General features: G+C 56.7%; 23 protein-coding genes. 6 read left to right on the top strand and 17 right to left on the bottom strand.

What is annotated here, in order from left to right; translation table 11 throughout:
- Positions 1-534, bottom strand: coding sequence for an NAD(P)H-dependent oxidoreductase (locus C7387_RS16255; protein WP_120817081.1), 534 nt, complete (start codon positions 532-534; stop codon positions 1-3).
- A gap of 101 nt (positions 535-635) precedes the next feature.
- On the opposite strand from C7387_RS16255, the gene C7387_RS16250 reads away from it, so the two are divergent.
- The 4 genes from C7387_RS16250 to C7387_RS23280 all read left to right on the top strand — a co-directional run bounded on the left by C7387_RS16250 (position 636) and on the right by C7387_RS23280 (position 4,847).
- Positions 636-1,517: a LysR family transcriptional regulator gene (locus C7387_RS16250; RefSeq protein WP_120817080.1), complete on the top strand. Its 882-nt coding sequence runs from the start codon at positions 636-638 to the stop codon at positions 1,515-1,517.
- Between the two features lie 297 nt (positions 1,518-1,814).
- Positions 1,815-3,953 (top strand): anaerobic ribonucleoside-triphosphate reductase, encoded by a 2,139-nt coding sequence (gene nrdD, locus C7387_RS16245; protein WP_038252549.1) that lies wholly within the window; start codon positions 1,815-1,817, stop codon positions 3,951-3,953.
- Entirely contained in the window at positions 3,953-4,417 is a 465-nt protein-coding gene (gene nrdG / locus C7387_RS16240; RefSeq protein WP_038252552.1) for an anaerobic ribonucleoside-triphosphate reductase-activating protein, read from the top strand. The genes nrdD and nrdG overlap by 1 nt, the downstream gene beginning before the upstream one ends.
- A 274-nt stretch (positions 4,418-4,691) precedes the next feature.
- A complete protein-coding gene (locus tag C7387_RS23280; RefSeq protein WP_071777478.1) occupies positions 4,692-4,847 on the top strand; it encodes a Hok/Gef family protein in 156 nt (51 codons plus the stop codon).
- A 114-nt stretch (positions 4,848-4,961) separates the two neighbouring features.
- Here the strand turns inward: C7387_RS23280 and C7387_RS16230 are convergent, their stop codons facing one another.
- From C7387_RS16230 to pmbA, 12 genes are all read right to left on the bottom strand, one after another.
- On the bottom strand, positions 4,962-6,872 hold the full coding sequence (locus C7387_RS16230; RefSeq protein ID WP_120817079.1) for a BglG family transcription antiterminator: 1,911 nt from the start codon (positions 6,870-6,872) through the stop codon (positions 4,962-4,964).
- 52 nt (positions 6,873-6,924) lie between these two features.
- A complete protein-coding gene (locus tag C7387_RS16225) occupies positions 6,925-8,073 on the bottom strand; it encodes a lactonase family protein (RefSeq protein ID WP_120817078.1) in 1,149 nt (382 codons plus the stop codon).
- Between the two features lie 83 nt (positions 8,074-8,156).
- Entirely contained in the window at positions 8,157-8,897 is a 741-nt protein-coding gene (dagF, locus tag C7387_RS16220) for a 2-dehydro-3-deoxy-phosphogluconate aldolase (protein ID WP_120817077.1), read from the bottom strand.
- Entirely contained in the window at positions 8,894-10,012 is a 1,119-nt protein-coding gene (locus C7387_RS16215; protein ID WP_006816857.1) for a DgaE family pyridoxal phosphate-dependent ammonia lyase, read from the bottom strand. Before C7387_RS16215 ends, dagF begins: the two co-directional genes overlap by 4 nt.
- Complete coding sequence (locus C7387_RS16210) at positions 9,996-11,129, bottom strand: amidohydrolase/deacetylase family metallohydrolase (protein ID WP_038252559.1); 1,134 nt, start codon at positions 11,127-11,129, stop codon at positions 9,996-9,998. The genes C7387_RS16215 and C7387_RS16210 overlap by 17 nt, the downstream gene beginning before the upstream one ends.
- A gap of 42 nt (positions 11,130-11,171) precedes the next feature.
- Positions 11,172-11,816 (bottom strand): DUF4310 family protein, encoded by a 645-nt coding sequence (locus tag C7387_RS16205; RefSeq protein ID WP_006816855.1) that lies wholly within the window; start codon positions 11,814-11,816, stop codon positions 11,172-11,174.
- 12 nt (positions 11,817-11,828) lie between these two features.
- Entirely contained in the window at positions 11,829-12,605 is a 777-nt protein-coding gene (locus C7387_RS16200) for a DUF4311 domain-containing protein (RefSeq protein ID WP_006816854.1), read from the bottom strand.
- 21 nt (positions 12,606-12,626) lie between these two features.
- Positions 12,627-12,926 (bottom strand): DUF4312 family protein, encoded by a 300-nt coding sequence (locus C7387_RS16195; protein ID WP_006816853.1) that lies wholly within the window; start codon positions 12,924-12,926, stop codon positions 12,627-12,629.
- 2 nt (positions 12,927-12,928) lie between these two features.
- Positions 12,929-13,291, bottom strand: coding sequence for an SFCGS family glycine-rich protein (locus C7387_RS16190; RefSeq protein WP_003830384.1), 363 nt, complete (start codon positions 13,289-13,291; stop codon positions 12,929-12,931).
- 10 nt (positions 13,292-13,301) lie between these two features.
- Positions 13,302-13,640, bottom strand: coding sequence for a glycine dehydrogenase (locus C7387_RS16185; RefSeq protein ID WP_120817076.1), 339 nt, complete (start codon positions 13,638-13,640; stop codon positions 13,302-13,304).
- Positions 13,641-14,009: 369 nt separating this feature from the next.
- Complete coding sequence (gene cybC, locus C7387_RS16180; protein WP_006816851.1) at positions 14,010-14,399, bottom strand: cytochrome b562; 390 nt, start codon at positions 14,397-14,399, stop codon at positions 14,010-14,012.
- A gap of 51 nt (positions 14,400-14,450) precedes the next feature.
- The gene (pmbA, locus tag C7387_RS16175; protein WP_006816850.1) at positions 14,451-15,803 is read right to left on the bottom strand and encodes a metalloprotease PmbA; all 1,353 of its coding nucleotides are present in this window, start codon (positions 15,801-15,803) and stop codon (positions 14,451-14,453) included.
- A gap of 95 nt (positions 15,804-15,898) precedes the next feature.
- On the opposite strand from pmbA, the gene yjgA reads away from it, so the two are divergent.
- The gene (yjgA, locus tag C7387_RS16170; RefSeq protein ID WP_006816849.1) at positions 15,899-16,450 is read left to right on the top strand and encodes a ribosome biogenesis factor YjgA; all 552 of its coding nucleotides are present in this window, start codon (positions 15,899-15,901) and stop codon (positions 16,448-16,450) included.
- Between the two features lie 82 nt (positions 16,451-16,532).
- Here the strand turns inward: yjgA and mpl are convergent, their stop codons facing one another.
- Positions 16,533-17,909, bottom strand: coding sequence for a UDP-N-acetylmuramate:L-alanyl-gamma-D-glutamyl-meso-diaminopimelate ligase (gene mpl, locus C7387_RS16165; protein ID WP_120817075.1), 1,377 nt, complete (start codon positions 17,907-17,909; stop codon positions 16,533-16,535).
- Between the two features lie 179 nt (positions 17,910-18,088).
- Between mpl and fbp the strand changes: the two genes are divergently transcribed.
- A complete protein-coding gene (fbp, locus tag C7387_RS16160) occupies positions 18,089-19,087 on the top strand; it encodes a class 1 fructose-bisphosphatase (RefSeq protein WP_006816846.1) in 999 nt (332 codons plus the stop codon).
- A gap of 42 nt (positions 19,088-19,129) precedes the next feature.
- Here fbp and C7387_RS16155 read toward each other — a convergent pair whose 3' ends face one another.
- The 3 genes from C7387_RS16155 to ytfT all read right to left on the bottom strand — a co-directional run bounded on the left by C7387_RS16155 (position 19,130) and on the right by ytfT (position 22,359).
- Positions 19,130-20,251, bottom strand: coding sequence for a methyl-accepting chemotaxis protein (locus tag C7387_RS16155; RefSeq protein WP_006816845.1), 1,122 nt, complete (start codon positions 20,249-20,251; stop codon positions 19,130-19,132).
- 94 nt (positions 20,252-20,345) lie between these two features.
- Complete coding sequence (yjfF, locus tag C7387_RS16150) at positions 20,346-21,347, bottom strand: galactofuranose ABC transporter, permease protein YjfF (RefSeq protein WP_120817074.1); 1,002 nt, start codon at positions 21,345-21,347, stop codon at positions 20,346-20,348.
- The gene (gene ytfT / locus C7387_RS16145; protein WP_087943227.1) at positions 21,334-22,359 is read right to left on the bottom strand and encodes a galactofuranose ABC transporter, ATP-binding protein YtfT; all 1,026 of its coding nucleotides are present in this window, start codon (positions 22,357-22,359) and stop codon (positions 21,334-21,336) included. The genes yjfF and ytfT overlap by 14 nt, the downstream gene beginning before the upstream one ends.
- Position 22,360 lies beyond the last annotated feature (1 nt).

Below are 22,360 nucleotides of genomic sequence, written 5' to 3'. Positions count from 1 at the left end.
TCAGACGGCCAGCAGCGCATGCAGGCGTGTCAGCCAGCCGTTAACACCGCGGTCGAGTGCCTCATCGCTAATCTCGTTCGCTCCCATGAGTAATGCAGGCTCCTGCCAGATCATCCCGGTCAGGTTAGCCATGGCATGGAACGGCAGCAGAAGATCTTCCACCGGGTAGCGGTTGTAACCTTCAGGCGAGTAGGCCTCCGGCGAACCACCGGTGGAGGCCATCAGCATAAAGGGCTTACCGTGCAGTGCGGTGCCCGTTGAGCCGTAGGCAAAGCCGTACTCCAGCACCTGATCCTGCCACTCTTTGAGGATCGATGGCGAAGAGTACCACCAGAACGGGAACAGCATCACCACCACGTCGTGTTCCACCAGCAGCCGCTGTTCACGCTGCACGTCGATAGCAAAATCAGGGTAAGCCTTCGTTAACTCATGGACAGTGACATTCGGCAGTACGCGAAGGGCCTCAAGCCCGGCGGCGTTAACTCGTGAGCGTTCGGGATAGCGATGACCAGACAGGATAAGCGCTTTTTTCATGATGTATTCTCCGTTCGATTCAGGCTGGCTATCTTTTCATGGCTGGAGGGCAACCTGTAGTCTATAGTCAGGCACATCTGTTTTAACCAAAGGTTAATACCATGTCGCTTCCGGGGGATGTGCACCGTCTTTTACCCGCGTTTCTTGCCGCCGCCGAGCAGCAAAGTTTTACCGCTGCCGCCCGTCAACTGGGCATCACGCCTGCGGCTATAAGCAAGAGCATCCGCCTGCTGGAACAGCGCCTCGGGCGAATTCTCTTCACCCGCAATACGCACTACGTGGTGCTGACGGAAGAAGGCACGGCCCTGCGCGATCAGGTCGCTCCGCTGTGGTCAGCGCTGGGCCAGGCGCTCGCCTCACCGCACAGCGAGCCAGAGGGGCTGGTACGCGTCAGCGTCATTCCCGGCTTCGGCCGCTACCGGCTGGTGCCGGTACTGCATGAGTTTCAGCAGCAGTACCCGTTGGTGCGCTTCGATCTGGCGATGGATCCGCGTCGGGTGAATCTGATCGGTGAACGTATCGATGTCGCCATCGGACAAAACCTGGGGCACGACGACCGCATCGTCAGCCGCCCCCTGCAGGCCATGCAGCAGCAAATGGTGGCCTCACCGGCCTATCTGGCGGAGAAAGGTGTTCCACAGACGCCGGAAGATCTTCGCCATCATCGCTGCCTGGTGCATCGCAATACCGGTAACGGTAAGCTGCAGCGCTGGCTCGACGACCGCTGGCAGCCGGATGAACAGCAGGCCTGGCTTATCGCCAGCCACCCCGATGTGCTGGTCGATGCGGCGATCAACGGTATGGGTATCATCACCCTCGCCGACTGGTACCTTACCCCGCATATTGCCAACGGAACGCTGGTTCCGGTGCTGAAAAACGCCTGGCCCGCCGCGCTTCCCCTTTCCGTCCGCTATGTCGATCACCGCCTGGCACCGCGAGTCCGTGTTTTTGTTGAATTTTTACTCAGAAAATTCAGCGCATAATTTACATTTACCCTCAGCGCCCGTCCTCTGTGCAATCCGATTTTTACTTTGTTCTGAATCAAAAAAAACGCAAACATGTTTGATGCAAATCACTATATATAGAACTTAGAATGCACCCCGGCCCTACATATTGTATTTATCGTCTATTATGTCAACGACTCTCATCGAACGATGGCGGTGATGGGATGTGGATAAAAAGGGCCGGGATGACAGGAAGTTGTTGGTTAGCCGAATGAATAACGCCTGTCGTCAGTACCCCCTTCTGTGGATAACCTGTTCTTATAATATGGAGTGATCATGACACCGCATGTGATGAAACGAGATGGCTGTAAAGTGCCTTTCAAATCAGAACGCATTCAGGAAGCTATTCTGCGTGCGGCAAAAGCAGCGGATGTCGATGACGCAGACTATTGCGCCACCGTCGCAGGCGTCGTTAGCCAGCAAATGCAGGGCCGTGCCCAGGTTGATATCAGCGAGATCCAGACCGCGGTCGAAAACCAGCTGATGTCGGGCCCGTACAAGCAGCTGGCACGTTCTTATATCGAATACCGTCACGATCGTGACGTTCAGCGTGAAAAACGCGGTCGTCTGAATCAGGAGATCCGCGGCCTGGTTGAACAGACCAACTCGGCGTTGCTTAACGAAAACGCGAACAAAGACAGCAAGGTCATCCCGACCCAGCGCGATCTGCTGGCGGGGATCGTCGCCAAACACTATGCCCGTCAGCACCTGCTGCCGCGCGATGTAGTGCAGGCGCACGAGCGTGGCGATATCCATTACCACGATCTCGACTACTCGCCGTTCTTCCCGATGTTCAACTGTATGCTCATCGACCTGAAAGGGATGCTGACCCAGGGCTTTAAGATGGGCAACGCAGAGATTGAGCCACCAAAATCTATCTCTACCGCCACGGCGGTCACGGCGCAGATTATCGCCCAGGTGGCGAGCCACATTTATGGCGGCACCACCATTAACCGCATTGATGAAGTGCTGGCGCCGTTTGTCACCGCAAGCTTCAACAAGCATCGTAAAACTGCCGAAGAGTGGCAGATCCCGGATGCCGACGGCTACGCACATTCCCGCACCGAGAAAGAGTGCTACGACGCCTTCCAGTCGCTGGAGTATGAAGTCAACACGCTGCATACCGCCAACGGCCAGACGCCGTTCGTGACCTTCGGTTTTGGTCTCGGAACCAGCTGGGAGTCACGCCTGATCCAGCAATCAATTCTGCGTAACCGTATTGCAGGTCTTGGCAAAAACCGTAAAACCGCGGTGTTTCCGAAGCTGGTCTTCGCCATTCGCGATGGACTGAACCACCGTGCGGGCGATCCGAACTATGACATCAAGCAGCTGGCGCTGGAGTGCGCGAGCAAGCGTATGTATCCGGATATTCTCAACTACGACCAGGTAGTGAAAGTGACCGGTTCCTTCAAAACCCCGATGGGCTGCCGCAGCTTCCTCGGCGTTTATGAAGACGAGAACGGCGAGCAAATTCACGACGGTCGTAACAACCTCGGCGTTATCAGCCTCAACCTGCCGCGCATCGCGCTTGAGGCCCGGGGCGACGAAGACACCTTCTGGAAGCTGCTCGACGACCGCTTGCTGCTGGCGCGCAAAGCGCTGATGACGCGTATCGCCCGCCTCGAAGGGGTGAAAGCCCGCGTTGCACCCATTCTCTATATGGAAGGTGCCTGCGGCGTGCGCCTGAAAGCCGACGACGACGTGTCTGAGATCTTCAAAAATGGTCGCGCGTCCATTTCGCTCGGCTACATTGGGATCCACGAAACTATCAACGCCCTGTTTACTCACCAGCACGTCTACGACAGCGCAGCGTTGCGTGAGAAAGGCGTCGCTATCGTGCAACGTCTGCGTGATGCGGTGGATCAGTGGAAAGAGGAAACCGGCTACGGCTTTAGCCTCTACAGCACCCCAAGCGAAAACCTGTGCGATCGCTTCTGCCGCCTGGATACCGCAGAGTTCGGCGTCGTCGACGGTGTAACCGATAAAGGTTACTACACCAACAGCTTCCACCTCGACGTGGAGAAAAAGGTCAACCCGTACGACAAAATCGACTTTGAGGCACCGTACCCGCCTCTCGCCAGCGGCGGTTTCATCTGCTACGGCGAGTACCCGAACATCCAGCACAACCTGAAAGCGCTGGAAGACGTCTGGGACTACAGCTACCAGCACGTGCCGTACTACGGCACCAACACGCCTATCGACGAGTGCTATGAATGTGGCTACACCGGCGAGTTTGAGTGCACCAGCAAAGGCTTTACCTGCCCGAAATGCGGCAACCACGATGCCTCTCGCGTGTCGGTCACCCGCCGCGTGTGCGGCTACCTCGGCAGCCCGGATGCACGTCCGTTCAACGCCGGTAAACAGGAAGAAGTGAAACGTCGGGTGAAACATTTAGGGAACGGGCAGATCGGCTAATGCGCTTTCACCAGTACTACCCCGTCGACATCGTCAACGGCCCCGGTACGCGATGCACCCTGTTTGTCTCGGGGTGCGTCCACGAGTGCCCAGGGTGCTACAACAAAAGCACCTGGCGGCTTAATTCCGGCGAGCCCTTTACGCCGGAAATGGCCGATCGCATCATTGCCGATCTTAACGATACGCGGATCCTGCGTCAGGGGATTTCGCTCTCCGGTGGCGATCCGTTACACCCGCAGAACGTCCCGGATATTCTGGCGCTGGTGCGGCGAGTCCGCGAAGAGTGCCCGGGCAAGGATATCTGGGTATGGACCGGCTATAAGCTCGATGAACTGAACGACGCGCAGATGGCGGTGGTGAACCTTATCAACGTGCTGGTTGACGGCAAGTTTGTGCAGGATTTGAAAGACCCGGCGCTCATCTGGCGCGGCAGCAGCAACCAGGTGGTACATCACCTGCGTTAACCTCCTTCAGTGCGGCTTTTACAGGCCGCACTCCATTTTTCCCTGCAATATTTCCTGTTGCACACATTCTCCTGATAACGCTACGCAGCAGCGAAATTCGCCAGCAGTTCATCTTCATTCAATGGGATAGAGTCGTTGCGGGTGCTTGAGACGGACTGTCTCTTGCATGGGACGGGACGTGGATAGCCTCTTTCAGATTCTAAATCGAGAAAGGGCTGCCCCTCACGTCCTGATCCGACGTGAGGGTTAGCGCCTTAAGCAAGGAGGTGTAACCATGAAACGACGTCAACCCACTACCAGAATTGTGTTGATCATAGCAGCAACCTTGATCGCACTCTCTCTGATAAACCGGAAGTCCCTCTGTGAAATACGTTTTCGCAGTGGCTCTCTGGAGGTTGCCGCGCGATTGGCATGCCATTCCGATGGTTAAGGTTACAACCCAGGCTAAGGGGTTCACGCCCCTTTGCCATCACCGAGTGTATCAAGGGCTGAGGCTCTCAGGCACCCCTTCCATCAGCAGAAATGTGTTTGTGCTAGCGGCGTCTCAAAACCGGCTAACGCACTCCATCGCCACGGTTTTAAACTCGCTGAACGTCTGACAGGAAGCCAGCCGCGTCATGGCTCGCTCGCGCAGGAAGGTGACAAAAATATCGTAGATGGCCATCGCCTCTTCGTACTCGCTTTTACTGATGGCGAGCAGGAAAATAGCGTGTGCGGTTTCATCGCCCCACTGGATCCCCTGCGGGGCCAGTACGGTATAAACCACCGTTTTTTTCGCCAGCAGCCCCAGGGCGTGCGGCAGCGCGATCCCTTCTCCCAGCATGGTGCTGACAATAGCTTCGCGCTCCACCACCGAAGCATGGAACTCCGCATCGACGAACCCTTCCTCGTGCAGCTCATCGCACAGTGTACGAAACAGCGTTTGCTGATCCATCGGCTCATTCACTACCCGGAAATGGGCAGCATCGAAGAACTTTTCCAGCATCCACGGGCGCGTTCTGTCCACCAGCACCAGCTTGCCTATCTGCTCCAGCTGATAGTCCGTCGGGAAGGGGGCGATAGTCACAACCGGTTTCTCTTTTTCACTGATGCGAACCGTCGAGATAACAAAGTCTTCGCTGATGGTATCGCGTAGCTCATAGTCACGTAGCGACAGGGTTTCACTTATTACAATCTGCGGATATTTACGCAGCAGCACCGCCTCTATCATCCGCACCATGGCGTTACCGGCATCGCATACCAGCAGCACGTGCGGCTGGCGCTGGTAGCCAATGTTGTAGTGGCGCTCGAGGCCCACGCCGATATGCAGTACCAGAAAACCAATTTCGTTTTCGCTGATGACGTAGGGAGTGTATTTCCCCCAACTGGATACCGCGGCCAGGGTCATGTCCCACGCCATCGGATAGTGCTGTTTAATGTTATCGAGCAGCGGGTTAGGGATCATTATCTGATAGCGCACCCGGGTGATCATGGTTTTGATGTGGGTGAGCAGGTCGGCATGCAGCTGCGCATCGTCCAGCAGGTTGTAGTTATATTGCGTATTGATGTAACGCAGAATGTAGTTCACCAGCGCTTCGTCATCGTCGGCGCTGATGGTGCCCGGGTCCACTTCCTGTACCTGGCGGGCGGTGATATGAATGCACAGCCACTCTTCTTCCGCCGGGGAGATCGGTTTTCCTGCCAGCTGCTGCAGCGATGCGGCAATATCACGCGCGGCGTCGCGCACGTTCTGGGCAACATCTTCCGCATTGAATTCCGACAACGGATACCCTTCGCTGATGCGACGTACCGCCACAGCGCAGTAGATACGTACAAAACGCTCACCTTCCGCGGTGAGCCGCACATGATGACGAGCCAGCGCTTCAGGCAATACGCTGGCGAGACGCTCGGGAACGCCAGCGTTCAGTGCTTCTTCGGTGATAAGCGGGTTAGTTTCGTCTTCCTGGGCCAGCGCCCACAGCAGATCCGTCAGGCAGGCGCGGGTCGAGACTTCGCTGCCAAAAAGCTTCATGCCATGGCGCGGCCGGGTCTCCAGCGTCAGCTGGTAGCGCTGGAAACGTTCGCGAACATCGACCATATCACCCTGCAGTGTGGCACGGCTGACGAACCACTCGTCCGCCAGGTCTTCCAGCTTCAGGGAAAAGGCCGAGGTCAGAAAGCGCACCGACAGGTAATTCACCCGCTCAACGGCGGTACGTGGAATGCGTAATGCTTTTGCCGGCGTCGCCGCCAGCGTCTGATAACGTGTTGGGTCATCAACCCTGAGCTGATAACCGCTGCCGCGAGCAAGAACAAACTGCGCGCCGTAGTGCAGCAACAGCGCGTTAAGGGCGGTAATGTCCGCTCGCACGGTACGGGTGGAAACCGACAGGCGCTGCGCCAGCTCATCCTGCGGTAGCGTTTCGTTTTGCAGCAAATCAAACAGTTGCGCTAAACGTTGGTTGGGAAATCGCACGCCAGTTTCCTCTTGGGTTCACGGGCGCTTTCCGCGCCCGTCCTGCTGTATTCTATTTTGATGATATGACCATTTGCGATGGGCTGCCCACCGCCGTGTAGTCCTCTGCAAAGGTTAATTTGCCATCTTTCGCCGACACGTTAAAACGCGTGATGTTATCGCTACGCTGGTTCATGACATACAGCCAGCGCCCCTGTGCGTCCAGGGTCAACGAACGCGGGTAGTCGCCACGGGTCCAGACATCCTGCTGGTGCATCAACGTCCCCTCTGCCGTTACAGTAAAGTGCGCAATGCTGTTATGCAAACGGTTGGCGACATACAGCTGTTTACCATCCTGGCTCAGCACCAGTCCGGCGGCAAAGTTGGTCCCCTTAAACGCAGCAGGCAATGAAGAGAGGGTCTTACCTTCACGCAGGGTGCCGTTTTGCGGATCACGATGATAGTACGTCAGCGTAGAAGACTCTTCGTTAATCAGCCACAGTCCGTCACCCTTCGGCGTAAAGACGAAGTGGCGAGGCCCCGCCCCTTTTGACGACGCGGCAATAAATGGCGGATCGTTCGGCGTCAGCTTGCCGCTCGCCGCATCAAAGCGGTACTGATAAATTCTGTCGAGACCGAGATCGGTGGAGTAAACAAATTTGCCGCTGGGATCGGCGGCTATCATATGGGCGTGTGGACCATTATGATCGCTCACGGCAAAACTGCCTTCCACCGCCGCTTCCGGTTTTGCCGCTCCCGCAGGGCCTTCATCCTGATGGCTGTCGCTCGCCTCGCTGAGGCTGCCGTCGGCCTTCACCGGCAGCACCGCAATCGAGCCGCTGACGTAGTTTGCCACCAGCAAATGCTTACCGTCCGGCGTCAGGGAAAGATACACCGGCCCTGCGCCACCGGAGGCCACCTCGTTGAGCTCACTCAGCTCACCTTTCTCGCCGATACGCCACGCCTGCACCACGCCCTTCTCCACTTCACTGGCAACGTAAAGCGTATTGCCGTCGTGGGAGACGGTCAGCTGTGCGGCATTGGGCAATGCACTGACCAGGGTTTTATTCCCGAGCGCGCCGCTTTGCGGGTCAACCGAGAAGCGGTACAGCCCCTCGCCGTTCGGGTTATAGGTACCGACCCAGGCGAACTGGGTTTGGGCGGTGGCGGTAGCCGCCAGCAGGGAACATGAAGCAACAAGCAGATGACGTGCGGTAAGCATATTAACTCCTTGAAGATATTGAGGGATCCCCTCACCCAGCCCTCACCCCTTTGGGGCGAGAGTTGAGGTGAGGGGCTATCGAACTACTTCACTAACTTCTTCGTCATTTCCAACAGAGTACGAACGTCTTCAGGGCGGGTATCACCGCTGGCTTTGTCGATGATTGAGCTGTAAATGTGCGGGATAACTTTGCTGACACCGGCATCCAGGGCTATCTGCAGGATCTCTTCGAAGTTCTCCAGATCGATGCCACCGGTCGGCTCCAGCCAGAAATCGTGACGGGCGCAGGCTTCTGCCACCGCTTTGTATTCGTCACGGCACTTCAGGCCACCCATCGGGAAGTACTTGATGGAGCTGCCGCCCATGTCTTTCAGTAACGCAATCGCGGTTTCCACCGGTACGATACCGTCAGGCGCGGTGCTGCTCAGCGGTCCGGTAGAGATTTTCACCATTCCCGGTGTACCGGTTGGTGAAACCAGACCATTGACCACGCTGTCGTTTTGCCCCAGCAGCGCGCGACTGGTCGCCACGCCGGTGAACACCTGGTTCACGTGCTGCGGCTGCACCTGGCGAGAAATCTCGCTGACCATCGCTGACTGGTTTGGATCGCCCGCTCCAAGTCCTACGGAGAGCGCGTTATCGATAAGCTTCGCGTATTCACGCATGTCCGCCACGGCGCTCGCCACGTCCGGATAATTTTTGGAGAGCACACCCACCAGTACGTGACCTTCCGCCGCCTCGTTGATAGCGCTGGCATTCGCTTTGCTTCCCGCCAGGACGTTAAGGCAGACGCGGTCGCGGTAAAAATTCGGGGTCAGTTTCATGCTTGTTGCTCCTTGTTCAGTACTTCAGCAATACGACGGGCGACGATATCCAGCTGTTCGCCGTTCACGCTGCGGACATCCGCCTCAATAATCCCTTCATTGGCTTTGTAACCACGGAAGTAAATGGCGTACTGGCCCTGCTTCAGCGCGCTGACCAGCTCACCGGTGGCAATACCGGTAACGGCTTCATCAAATTTGATTTCGGTACGTGCGATATCACGGCCCGCACTGTCCCACACCACCCGGGCAGCGACGCCGTTCAGGGCATTAAGCTGGTTAATGAACGGGGTCATCTTCGCGACCATTTCATCACCGCTCTCTTTACGCGCGGTCAGGTAATGTTCGATAGCGCAGGTCAGGCCGAGGATCCCCTCTTTACCGACCTTCATCGCACGGCCAATCCCGGCAGTCTGACGCTTAACCCACTCAACGTATTGCGTTTTACCAACCACCAGGCCGCTGGTTGGCCCTTCAATCGCTTTCGCGCCGCTGTAAATCACCAGATCAGCACCGGCACGGTAGTAGCACTGCAGATCTTCTTCTGCGGCAGCATCGACGATAAGCGGCAGGTTGTGCTTACGCGCTACCACCACCGCCTGCTCCACGCTCAGCATGCTCTTCTGCACGCAGTGGTGAGATTTGATGTAAAGGATAGCGGCCGTGCGCGGGGTAATGGCCGCGGCCAGCTGATCGGCAGAGCATTCGTTGGCGTAACCGGCTTCCACCAGCTTGCCGCCGCCCAGCGCCACCATGGTGCCAACCGGGGCACCGAAGTTGACGTTATGGCCCTTCGGCATCACGATTTCGTTGTTCTCAACCGGGGTAACGTGCAGGTTTTCCAGCAACCAGTCGCTGTCTTTTACCAGCACCGCGGCGATAGACTGGGCAATCCCGGCCGAAGCGCAGGACACCACGGTTGCACCTTCCACTTCCAGCAGCCCGGCGATGTATTCCCCGGTTTTATTGACCAGATCTTTCATCTCGAAATAGTGGTTCATGCCACTCATCACCGCCTCGACCACTTCCGGACGCGGGGTGGAAACCCCCAGTGCCGTCATACGGCCAGAGGTGTTAATGACTTGCTTTAAATGGTATTTCTCAAAAATTGAAGGCATTTTCCGCGCTCCCTTGTTCGGTCATATAGCCCTTGCCCGCACGTACGGCGGCAAGCGGCACCAGAATGTTATCTACCTGCAGGCTCTCTTTCTCGGCATCCACCATCACCACCGGCTCATGCTTCAGGGTGAAGAGGGTCAGGTCAGCATCAAGACCCGTCGTCAGACGTCCTTTATGTGCCAGACGCAGGCCGTCGGCGGCGTTGGCGGTCACACAGTCGATCACCTGCGTTAACGTCATACCGATAGAGAGGAATTTCGACATCACGCTCGCAAGCGATCTCACCGGGCCGTCGATACGGTTACGGCAATAGATGTCGGAGCTAATGGTGTGCGGCAGAATGCCCATGGCGATAGCGCGCTGCGCCACCGCGAAACTGAAGCTTGCAGTACCGTGGCCAACGTCGAGACGTACACCGCGCTGCAGCGCGCGGGTCACCGAAGCGCGCAGTTCACCTGCCGGGGTCAGAATGCGGTTAGGTTTACCGTTATAACAGTGGGTGATGATGTCTCCGGCGCTAAGGCGCTCGGCGATTTCATCGAGGTTCGGCGGGTTGTTGCCAATGTGAACCATCAGCGGCAGATCGCCGTTCTCTTTTTGCATCGCTTTAGCGCGGTCGAGCGGGGTAATGCCGTTCTCTCCCACCACGCTGCTGCTCATGCGTGCTTTAAGCCCGACGATAAAGTCCGGGCGGCGTTTCACCGCATCACGCACGGCGTCGGCATCAATATTGTCCATATTGGCCAGCTCGTTCTGGGCAATCAGCCCAACGCGAGAAATATTCAGCAGTGCGTAAACGTCGGTGCTGGCTTTACGGGTCAGCTGCCAGAAATCATCAACGTCGTCGGCACCGGTGCTGCCAGCATCAATCACCGTCGTGACGCCGGTCGCGATGCCGACGCTGTCAGGTTCATCATGGTAGATCGGTGATTTCGGATAGCAATGAACGTGGGAATCAATCCAGCCTGCGCTGACGTAGGTCTTACCGTTCAGCTCAACGATGCTTTTCGCGGGCGCGGAAATGTCGCCCAGCGCTGCGATTTTGCCGTCCTGAATGGCGATATCGGTCAGGGTATCGTCGACGAGGCGCGCGCGGCGCAGGAGTAAATCAAACATATCTTTCTCCTGTGAGACAGGGCGCCGGAGCGCCCGAGGAAGTTAGCCGATTGCGATAGGGAAAATGGAGCCTAAAATCATGGCGCCGAGGATCGCACCACCGGTGATCGGTTTCTGCCAGAGGTAAAACAGCAGCGCACCCACCAGAGAGCCAATCCCGATAGGAATGGAGGCGGTCATCGCGCTCAGAATAATCAACGGCCCCAGGAAGCGGCCAGAGGCGTTACCTGCCCCCATCATAACGTCCGCCCCGTAGGTGGAGTCGCTCTGGTTGATGGTGAACTTACGCGCCAGGATGATGATGTAGCCAATCGCCAGACCAATCACCAGACCGGTAATCAGGGAAGCAATGAAGTTGGTCACCGGGAACATGATCCCCGCGCCCAGCAGCAGTGCCGGAACCCCCAGACCAACACCGGTCTGAATCGCACCACCGATATCAAGGATCCCCACCAGAGAGCCTTCAATAATACGGGCGAACAGGAAGCTCGCACCAAACGCCGCCACCGCACCGTAAGCCCCGGTATCGATGCCCGCTTTCAGCATTGCCACGAAGGCCACTTCGTTGAACGCGCCAATACCGTAGAGATAGTACATGTGTGTCCCGGCGAACACGCCGGAGGAGAGCAGGCCAACGAAGATCGGGAACGACCAGTCGGCAAACCAAAAACCTTTTTTCTCTTCCATTACAGGCTCCTGTTATTTACCGCTGAGAGAGTTATGGATCAGATCCAGCCAGTTCGGCACGGTCATATGGAAGGATTCGATCATCTTCATGTCGAAACCACGGAAGAAGGCGCTCAGGACAAACAGCGCAACGATGGCCGTCATCATCACTTTAGTGACGCGGTGCCAGCCACTCTCTTCCACGCCTTTACCGATCAGGATACCCAGCACCAGGCCCGGTACGGCGTTACCCATAATCAGCTGTGCGGCGCCGCCGAAGACGGTTGCCCAGAAACCTGATTTCTTACCGGCATCAATCGCCGCCAGCCAGAAAATAACCGGCATCACGGTGTTGACCAGCAGGTTTGCTGCGGGTACCAGCACCTTAATCGCAGTAACCTGCAGCGCGGCCGGAACGGAGGACGCGGTGAGGTTCAGGAAGGCGACAACAATCATGCCGATGATGCCGCAGGCAATCGCCATTTTACGCGGGTCATGCAGTGTCTCGCCGACGTTACGGTTTTTGATCATCAGCGCTGCCGCACCCCAGTTCGGGATAATGCGGTGGTCAACGTCCTGAGTGAACGCACCTGCTGCAACGGAAGAAGCCCAGGCGTTAAAGAAGAAGCCCAGCCCAAAGGAGAAGTGAGAAGCCGGATCCCCTTCGCAGGAATTCAGTTCCCCCAACGTACGAAAAGCACCCATCCCCTGTGTGGTGGGCGCGTGAAACATGCGTGCAGCACCTGCGCCCACACCAACGCCGACCAGGCCGCCGATGATGAGCGATTTTATTAATATAATTAGGAACATCAGTCTGCCCTTCTGTGTAGTTTATTTCTGCGTGACAAAATCAACCTTATCCAGATTGATGGCGGTCACGTTGACAGTGACATCCAGCTCCACGCTGTAAGACTGTCTTTCCCGGCGCAAAAAGATGAATAGGAAGGCTTCTTTTCGTACCGTTTCACGCGCCTGAACAACCTGCACATCCTGTGGCTCAATACGCAGTAAAATATGCGGTGACGCTTTCATCACCGCGGCTTGTACCTGGTTGAGAGCATCGGCAAAAGCGCGCGCTTTTGCCTCGCCTTTGCCCTTCACCCTGACCGTTGTGGTGAATTGTTCTTTCATCGTTATGCGCCGTGTTTCTTCTGCCACGCCTGAACCAGACGCTCGCCCAGCTCTTCTTTGTCCATAAAGCCGAAGCCCAGCACGTTGCAGCCTTCGTTGATGGCAGTAACGCCTTCGTCAACAGAGCGCATGCCGTACTTAGCTTTGTAGCCGTACTTGGTCTGCGCGGTGATTGCACCTGCGCCGCCGCTGCCGCAGAAGGAGATACCGAAGGTCGCGTTTTCCGCCTTCATGACGTCACCCAGTTTCATATCTGCGGCAACACCTGGAACCACAACGGCACGTCCACCGGCCTTCTCAACGCCTGCGGCGACTTTCTGTCCTTTGCCAAGACGATCGCCAATCACTACGGTAATCTGTTCCATGTTTTGCTCCTTAAAGGTTATCTTTCGCGACTTCAAAGTGAACGGACAGCAGCCAGGCTTCTTCCTCAGGAAGGTTACCGAACTCTGCGACCACTTCTCGGGCAAGCCGCATTGAATCTTCTGAAATTTCTTCGAACAGGCTGGCTTCCACTTCCGGCAGCGGCTCGCCGGTCACTGACCGGTGCGCCATTGCGCGAACATGAGAAGTCAGCATCTGCTCCTGTACTTCATTGGGGATGATGTTGTGGCGGCTGAGCAGCGCATAGGTGCGCGCCAGCATGGTGTCGGCAAGTTTCTCAGTCTGAACTGCCTGGTCCCCAACGTCGTTCATTACCACTCCGTTTATCACTCGTCTTACCCCGTTAATGTCTCTGGGATAAAACTTAACGTCGGGGGGAAAGAGTTTGTAGCGAGTTGTTTTCCACTTCGAAGTGGAAAGGAAATCGGCGGCAGTGATCTGTGCCACATTATTCGCGTGATTACGTTCAAATGACTGGATTTACGTGATGAATATCACAGCCCAGGAGGTGAAAAGCGGTGGCCCGGCAGAGAAAAAGTCTGGAAAGCTTCTCGTAAAAATGTGATGCCGATAAGGTTTACTTATGGGGAAAGGCTATGCTGCTGGCAGGTGTCTGAGGCGTTGCGCCCCGGCGAGAAAAGAAGGGGGAATTCCGAACTCCCCCACTCTGCGCATGAGGACGTAAGCCTCAGGCGCCTGTTAGCGATACTTCTGGTGGTAGGTATTGCGGGTCGCGACAAAATCCTGAGAAGCGGTCTGCGCCTCCTGTACTTTGCCTTCATCCACCAGCTTCAGCGCGCCATCAATCTGGCCCACCAGCGTTTGCAGACCGTGGCGGTAATCTTTCATCTCTGCGCTGTCGGCCGCTTTGCTTTCAAGCTTCGGTGGCGTCTGCTGCTGGGCATCAAGCGCCGCGGTACGCATCTTGGTCAACGCGTCCTTCATTTCAGCAGCATTAGTGCTTTTCTGGACAATTTTCAGATTCGCGCTGAGCGTATCCATATCGGTTTCCAGATCGGCGGCAAACGCCTGAACCGAACTGAATGCCAGAGTGGATACCGCCAACATCGCGAGGAGTTTTTTACGCATTGCTCACTTCCTTTTGGTTATAGGGCGCGGCAGGTCGCGCCAATAAGTGAATCATTGCCCGGCGATTTTCATCTCCGGTAACAGCACAGAACCACACTGAATATTGCTTCGGGTTTCAATATCGTCGGCGATAGTGACAATATTACGCCACATATCTTTAAGATTACCGGCGATCGTGATTTCACTCACCGGATACTGGATCTCGCCATTCTCAACCCAGAAGCCGGAGGCACCGCGTGAATAATCACCGGTGACACCACTGACACCCTGCCCCATGAGCTCGGTCACCACAAGTCCGGTGCCCATTTCTTTGAGTAACTTTTCAAATCCGAGGCCACGACCGGCAATACGCCAGTTGTGGATACCGCCCGCATGCCCGGTGCTTTGCAGGCCCAGTTTACGTGCGGAATAGTTGGTCAGCAGCCATTGGGTCAGAATGCCATCCTTCACGATATCGCGGCGCGTGGTGGCAACCCCTTCGCTGTCGAACGGCGTAGAAGCCAGCCCTTTCAGCAGGTGTGGATGCTCTTCAATCGTCAGCCACTCCGGCAGGATTTGCTTGCCGAGCGAGTCGAGCAGGAACGTTGATTTACGGTAAACCGCACCGCCAGCAATCGCGCCGACCAGGTGCCCGAAGAGACCGGTTGCCACTTCAGGGGCAAAAATCACCGGCGCTTTCATGGTTGAGAGCTTACGCGGCGACAGGCGAGCGAGGGTGCGTCGTGCACACTCTTCCCCTACCCATTCCGGGGTCTGCAGGTCGCCCATCGCGCGGCCAATGGTATAGGCGTAATCACGCTCCATATCACCATCATGCTCGGCAATGACGCAGCTTGAGAGAGAGTGGCGGGTAGAGCAGTAGCTCTGCAGCATGCCGTGGCTGTTGCCAAACACTTTGATGCCGTAATGGCTGTTAAAACTGCCGCCTTCGGTATTGGTGATGCGCTTATCAGCCTTGAGCGAAGCCTGCTCTGCGCGGGCAGCAAGCTCAATGGCCTCGTCCGGAGAGATTTCTGCCGGATGGAAGAGATCTAAATCCGGGGCGTTGAACGCCAGCAGGGATTTTTCAGCGACGCCGGCGCATGGATCCGGTGAGGTGTAGCGCGCGATATCCAGCGCAGCCTGCACCGTACGGGCGATGGCCTCCGGGCTAAGATCGGTGGAAGAGGCGCTGCCTTTGCGGTTCTGGTGATAAACCGTAATCCCAAGCGCACCGTCGCTGTTAAATTCAACGTTTTCAACTTCGCCATAACGCGTGCTGACGCTAATGCCGGTCGTTTTCGACACCGCAACCTCGGCACCATCTGATTTACCTGATGCCAGCTCCAGTGCGGTGGATACGGCTTTCTCCAGTGCGTTACGCTGCTCTGCAACTTGTGTGATTACTTTCATCGCCAATGCCATAATGAGTGAAGAGATTCTTTGAAGTCTAACAGAGAACCGTTTTCCAGTGTGCCCCTTAACTGGTAACATGTGCCTCTTTTTTTAAGGAGCCTGAAATGACTAAGCAGCCCGAAGACTGGCTCGACGACGTACCCGGTGACGACATCGAAGACGAAGATGACGAGATTATCTGGGTCAGCAAAAGCGAAATTAAGCGCGACGCCGAGGAGCTGAAAAGGCTCGGTGCCGAGATGGTTGATCTTGGGAAAAACGCACTGGACAAGATCCCGCTGGATCAAGACCTGCGTGACGCCATTGAACTGGCGCAGAAGATCAAGAAAGAAGGCCGCCGCCGCCAGCTGCAGCTGATTGGTAAAATGCTGCGTAACCGCGACGTTGATCCTATCCGCCAGGCACTTGATAAGCTGAAAAACCGTCACAACCAGCAGGTTGCGCTGTTCCACAAGCTGGAGCATCTGCGCGATCGTCTGATTGATGAGGGAGACGACGCGATTACTGAAGTGCTGAACCTGTGGCCAGACGCCGACCGCCAGCAGCTGCGGACGCTCATCCGCAACGCGAAGAAAGAGAAAGAAGGGAATAAACCGCCGAAATCGGCGCGCCTGATTTTCCAGTTTCTGCGCGAACTGGCAGAAAGCGAAGGCTAATACCGCTTTCGCTCCTCATCTCGCTACAGAAGTCAGGGTGGTGAGATCCCTCTCCCTTGATGGGAGAGGGTCAGAGTGAGGGTTACTCTTCTACCGCTTCGGCTTTCTTCGTCAGGCCGTCCAGCAGCTTCTGATGAATCCCACCAAAACCACCGTTGCTCATCACCAGAATGTGATCGCCCGGCTCTGCGGTTTTGACAATCATCTCCACCAGCGTGTCAACGTCCGCACTCCAGTGCGCAGGCTGCACGCAGGCTTCGGCAACTTCTGCCACCTGCCATGGAATATGCTGCGGCTGTAGCAGGAACACTTCATCGGCACGACCCAACGACGGTGCCAGCTCGTTTTTGCTGATCCCCATCTTCATGGTATTAGAGCGCGGCTCCAGCACCGCAATAATGCGTGCCGTCCCCCCCACTTTGCCCCGCAGCGCCTGCAGCGTCGCGAGGATCGCGGTCGGGTGATGGGCGAAATCGTCATACACCGTTACGCCGTTCGCTTCACCGCGTAGCTCAAGGCGGCGACGGGCGTTGATGAACGAGCCCAGCGCGTTTGCCGCATCGGCAGGAGTAACGCCAACGTGACGCGCCGCAGCAATCGCCATCAGGCCGTTGTGCATGTTGTGTTCGCCCACCAGATCCCACTTCACCTGGCCTACTTTTTCGCCGTCGAGCAGCACTTCCCACTCGGAAGCGTCGGTGTTCAGCTTTTTCGCCAGCCAGTGACCCTGTTCACCTACCAGCTCCTGCTCGCTCCAGCAGCCCATCGCCATCACCTGCTTCAGGTTGATGTCGTTCTCCGGCAGGATGATGCGACCCTGGCCCGGCACGATGCGCACCAGATGGTGGAACTGTTTCTGAATCGCTTTCAGGTCGTCGAAGATATCAGCGTGGTCGAACTCAAGGTTGTTGAGGATTAGCGTACGCGGGCAGTAATGCACGAACTTGGAACGCTTGTCGAAGAAGGCACAGTCGTATTCGTCGGCTTCAATGACGAAGAACGAGCTGTCGCCAAGACGCGCAGAGACGTCGAAGTTGCCCGGCACGCCACCAATCACAAAACCAGGCTTATAGCCGCAGGCTTCGAGGATCCAGGTCGCCATACCGGCGGTGGTGGTTTTGCCGTGGGTACCGGCCACGGCCAGCACCCAGCGATCGCGCAGGACAAAATCATGCAGCCACTGCGGACCAGACATGTACGGAATGTTCTGTTCCAGCACCGCTTCCACGCACGGGTTGCCGCGGGTCATGGCGTTGCCGATGATGACCAGGTCCGGCTGCGGGGAGAGCTGGCTTGCGTCATAACCCTGAATCAGCTCAATGCCCTGCTTCTCCAGCAGCGTGCTCATTGGCGGATACACATTGGCGTCCGAACCCGTTACTTCGTGGCCGAGAGAGCGTGCGAGCATCGCCAGACCACCCATAAAAGTGCCACAAATTCCCAATATATGAATGCGCATTCGTCATTTCCTTTCTTTTCGCTGAGGCACATTTTACCCACATGTTGGCAGCAGAGAAATGCATTTCAGGAAAATCCGCATTTTGCTGGCGCGATTCACCTGAGCGCGATGATTTGAATATTTGTTAAGATTGTTTGTAGTGTTCCGCTCTACTCAACATAAGAAGCAGGGAAAGTGTTATGAAAACGTTAGGTGAATTTATTGTCGAAAAGCAGCACGAGTTCTCTCATGCAACTGGCGAACTGACTGCTTTGCTGTCGGCAATAAAGCTGGGCGCCAAGATCATCCACCGCGATATCAACAAGGCCGGTCTGGTCGATATCCTGGGTGCCAGCGGTGCCGAGAACATTCAGGGAGAGACTCAACAGAAGCTCGATCTGTTTGCGAACGAAAAACTGAAAGCTGCACTGAAGGCACGCGACATCGTTGCTGGTATCGCATCGGAAGAAGAAGACGAGATTGTGGTCTTCGAAGGCTGCGAGCACGCCAAATACGTGGTGCTGATGGATCCGCTGGATGGCTCATCCAACATCGACGTTAACGTCTCCGTCGGGACGATTTTCTCTATCTATCGCCGCGTAACGCCGGTGGGAACGCCGGTGACCGAAGAAGACTTCCTGCAGCCGGGCAACAAGCAGGTTGCGGCGGGCTACGTGGTGTATGGCTCCTCCACCATGCTGGTTTACACCACCGGCTGCGGCGTTCACGCCTTCACCTACGATCCGTCACTCGGCGTGTTCTGCCTGAGCCAGGAGCGTATGCGCTTCCCGGAGAAGGGCAACACCTACTCCATTAACGAAGGCAACTACATCCGCTTCCCGATGGGCGTGAAGAAGTACATCAAGTTCTGCCAGGAAGAGGATAAGAGCACCCAACGCCCTTACACCTCACGCTATATCGGCTCGCTGGTGGCAGACTTCCACCGTAACCTGCTGAAAGGCGGCATCTACCTGTACCCAAGCACCGCCAGCCATCCGGAAGGTAAGCTGCGTCTGCTGTACGAATGCAACCCGATGGCACTCCTCGCCGAGCAGGCGGGCGGTATGGCAAGCGATGGTAAAGAGCGCATTCTGGATATTATCCCGAGCAGCCTGCACCAGCGCCGCCCGTTCTTCGTCGGCACCAACCACATGGTGGAAGACGTCGAGCGCTTCATCCGCGAATACCCGGACGCGTAATCCTTAATCCCTCTCTCCCTGGAGGAGAGAGGGATTACCACCTCAGGCCGCGCTGCTGCGTTGAAAACGAAACGCTGCCATCGCATCGGTCAGCGCCTGCGACTGCTCTTCAAGAGAGCGGGTTGCCGCTGAAGACTCCTGCACCAGCGCCGCATTCTGCTGGGCTGTTTCGTCCATCTGGCTCACCGCGATATTCACCTGCTCAATACCCCGGCTCTGCTCCAGCGACGCGCTGGCGATTTCGCGCATCAGCTTCGTCATTCGCATCACTTCGGTAGCAATTTCATCCATGGTCTCCCCGGCCTGCTGCGCCAGTTCGCTACCCTCGCCCACCTGGGTGCGCGAGTCGCCAATTAACAGACGGATCTCTTTTGCCGCGTCGGCGCTGCGGCTCGCCAGATTCCGCACTTCACCGGCCACCACCGCAAAGCCACGGCCCTGTTCACCGGCGCGCGCGGCTTCCACCGAGGCGTTGAGCGCGAGGATATTGGTCTGGAAAGCAATGCCGTCGATCACGCTAAGAATGTCAGCAATACGATCGGAGCTTCCGGCAATATCGCGCATTTTCTCAATCACATAGCACACCATCTCGCTGCCGCGGTCGGCGGTATCAGACACCGTTTTTGCCATCTGGTGCGCCTGTTCGGCGTTATCGGCGTTCTGTTTCACCGTCGCAGTTATCTGCTCCATGCTCGCCGCCGTCTCTTCAAGCGAGGTGGCGGTCGATTCGGTTCGCTGAGCAAGGTTGATATTGCCTGCCGTCAGTTCACGGCTGCCAACATCAATCTGCGAACTGGCGTCGCGTACCCGCATGACTGATTCACGTAATGCGCTGCGCATCTCTTCCATGGCGGCATTAAGACGGTTGAATTCGGCGCTGGCAAAGCGGGTATCGGTCGGAGACAGATCGCCGGTCGCCAGGCACTCCAGCTGTTTCACCGCATCATCCAGCGGGTTTAAGAGTTTATTACGCAGCATGAACCAGATGAGCAGCAGCACGCCGATCGCCGCCGCTGTAACTGCCGTCATCACGCCGTAATAGGCCCAGGAGGTAATGATGCGGGTCGAGGCGTAGAGCCCCATTCCGCCGGATAGCAGCAGAAACAGGGTAAGCAAAGACAATAAAACCAACAGACTTTTTCGAATAGAGAGAGATTTTGGCATCACTTTATTTCCGGTTGTAGGGATTATTCTGGCTTGTACAGAAACTATCGACTACAACCGGAAAATATTTAGCTGTTTCAGGAAATTCAATATGTTACTTCGGTGTTGCTGCCGTGTTGACCCGGGTCACCGGTGAACTTTGCCGGTTCTCCCACAGCACGGTAAGACCACGTTGTAATGCAATGAAAATAAACAATAAAATGCCGATAGCTATCTTCGTCCACCAGGAGCTCAGAGTACCGTCAAAATTAATATAGGTCTGAATCAACCCCTGGATCCCAACGCCAAATAACGTGCCGAGGACGGTCCCTACACCACCGCTGAGCAGCGTACCGCCGATCACCACCGAGGCGATGGCGTCCAGCTCCACGCCCACTCCGGCCAGCGCGTAACCGGCCTGGGTATAGATAGAAAAGACAATCCCGGCAAGCGTCGCCAGCCCTGTTGAAAGCATGTAGATGCGAACAGTCGTGCTGCGGGTGGAGATCCCCATCAGATTTGCCGAGGTGGCGTTGCCGCCAATGGCGTACACCTGATTGCCAAAGCGGGTACGGTGGGCGAGAAAAATCCCCAGCACCACCACCAGCAGCATCAGCAGCCCCATTGCGCTAAGCCGCCCGCCGCCGGGAATGGTCCACGCCAGCCCCGACAGCGTATCGTACAACGGGTGGTTGATAGGAATGGACTCTTCAGACACCAGATAGCTGACGCCGCGCAGGAAGAACATTCCCGCCAGAGTGATGATAAACGCCGGGATCTTCAGTGCATCAATCAGCAGCCCCATGAAGGCACCAAACGCGCAGCCCATGACCAGCACCAACGGAAACGCCAGCAGCGGAGGGATCCCCCAGAAGCCGATCGCTTTTGCCAGAAACACGCCGGTGAAGGCGATCACCGACCCCACGGAGAGATCGATCCCCCCCGAGAGGATCACAAACGTCATACCGACGGCGATGATCCCAAGAAAAGCATTATCGGTCAGAATGTTGCAGATGACCCGCGTGGAAGCGAAGCCAGGAAACTGGGTCAGGCAGTACAGGTAACCAAGGACGAACACGCCGAGGGTGATCATCAACGGCAGATTACGTTTGATCATGGCGACGCATCCTCTTCAGAAGGGAGATAAAACGCGGTGACTGCACGATCAGCACACACATCACCACCACCGCTTTCACCACCTGGTTAAGCTCGGGCTGGAAGCCGGAGAGCAAAATCCCGGTATTCATCCCCTGGATAATCAGCGCCCCCACCACCGACAGCAGCAGGTTGAAGCGCCCGCCCATCAGCGAACCGCCGCCAATCACCACCGCCAGAATGGCGTCCAGTTCGAGCCATAGCCCGGCGTTGTTGGCATCCGCACCGCGGATATCCGCCGCGACAATAATTCCGGCGATGGCCGCGCATACGCCGCTCAGCACGTAGGTCAGCATCACCACAATACGGGTATTCACCCCGGCATTTTTGGCGGCACGAATGTTGATCCCTGCGGCTTCGATAAACATCCCGAGCGCGGTTTTACGGGTAAAAAGCCAGAATGCAACCAGCGTCAGCACTGCAATAATCACCGGCGTTGGCAACAGCAGCAGCTTGCCGCTGCCAAGCCACGCCAGCGACGGAGAGTCAAAGGTGACGATTTGCCCGGCGGTGATGAGCTGCGCCACCCCGCGCCCGGCCACCATCAGGATAAGCGTCGCCACGAACGGCTGAATCTTTAAAATCGCCACCAGCACGCCGTTCCACAGGCCCGCCAGTACGCCGCTACCAAGCGCTGCCAGCAGCACCATCGGCAGGCTGTAGCCGTTGACGGTCATCGATGCCGCCGTCGCCCCGGCAATAGCCATCACGGCCCCCACCGAGAGGTCAATACCGCCCGTGGCAATCACCAGCGTCATGCCAATCGCCAGCAGCGCTACCGGCGCGGCGCGGTTCAGAATATCAATCGGGCTGCCAAACAGACGCCCGTCCTGCAGCACTATCTGGAAAAAGTGCGGCGCAACCAGGCTATCGACCAGCAGTACCAGCAGTAGCGCCACCAACTGGGGCATGCCCTTCGGCCAGCGTATGCGGCGCTTCGCTTGCCCGGTTTGCGGTAGGGATCGTGGCATCACG

The organism is Yokenella regensburgei (genome assembly GCF_003634235.1).
Taxonomy (GTDB): domain Bacteria; phylum Pseudomonadota; class Gammaproteobacteria; order Enterobacterales; family Enterobacteriaceae; genus Yokenella; species Yokenella regensburgei.
The sequence above is the reverse complement of the archived record's forward strand: the minus strand, read 5'-3'. Positions and strand labels throughout refer to the sequence as shown.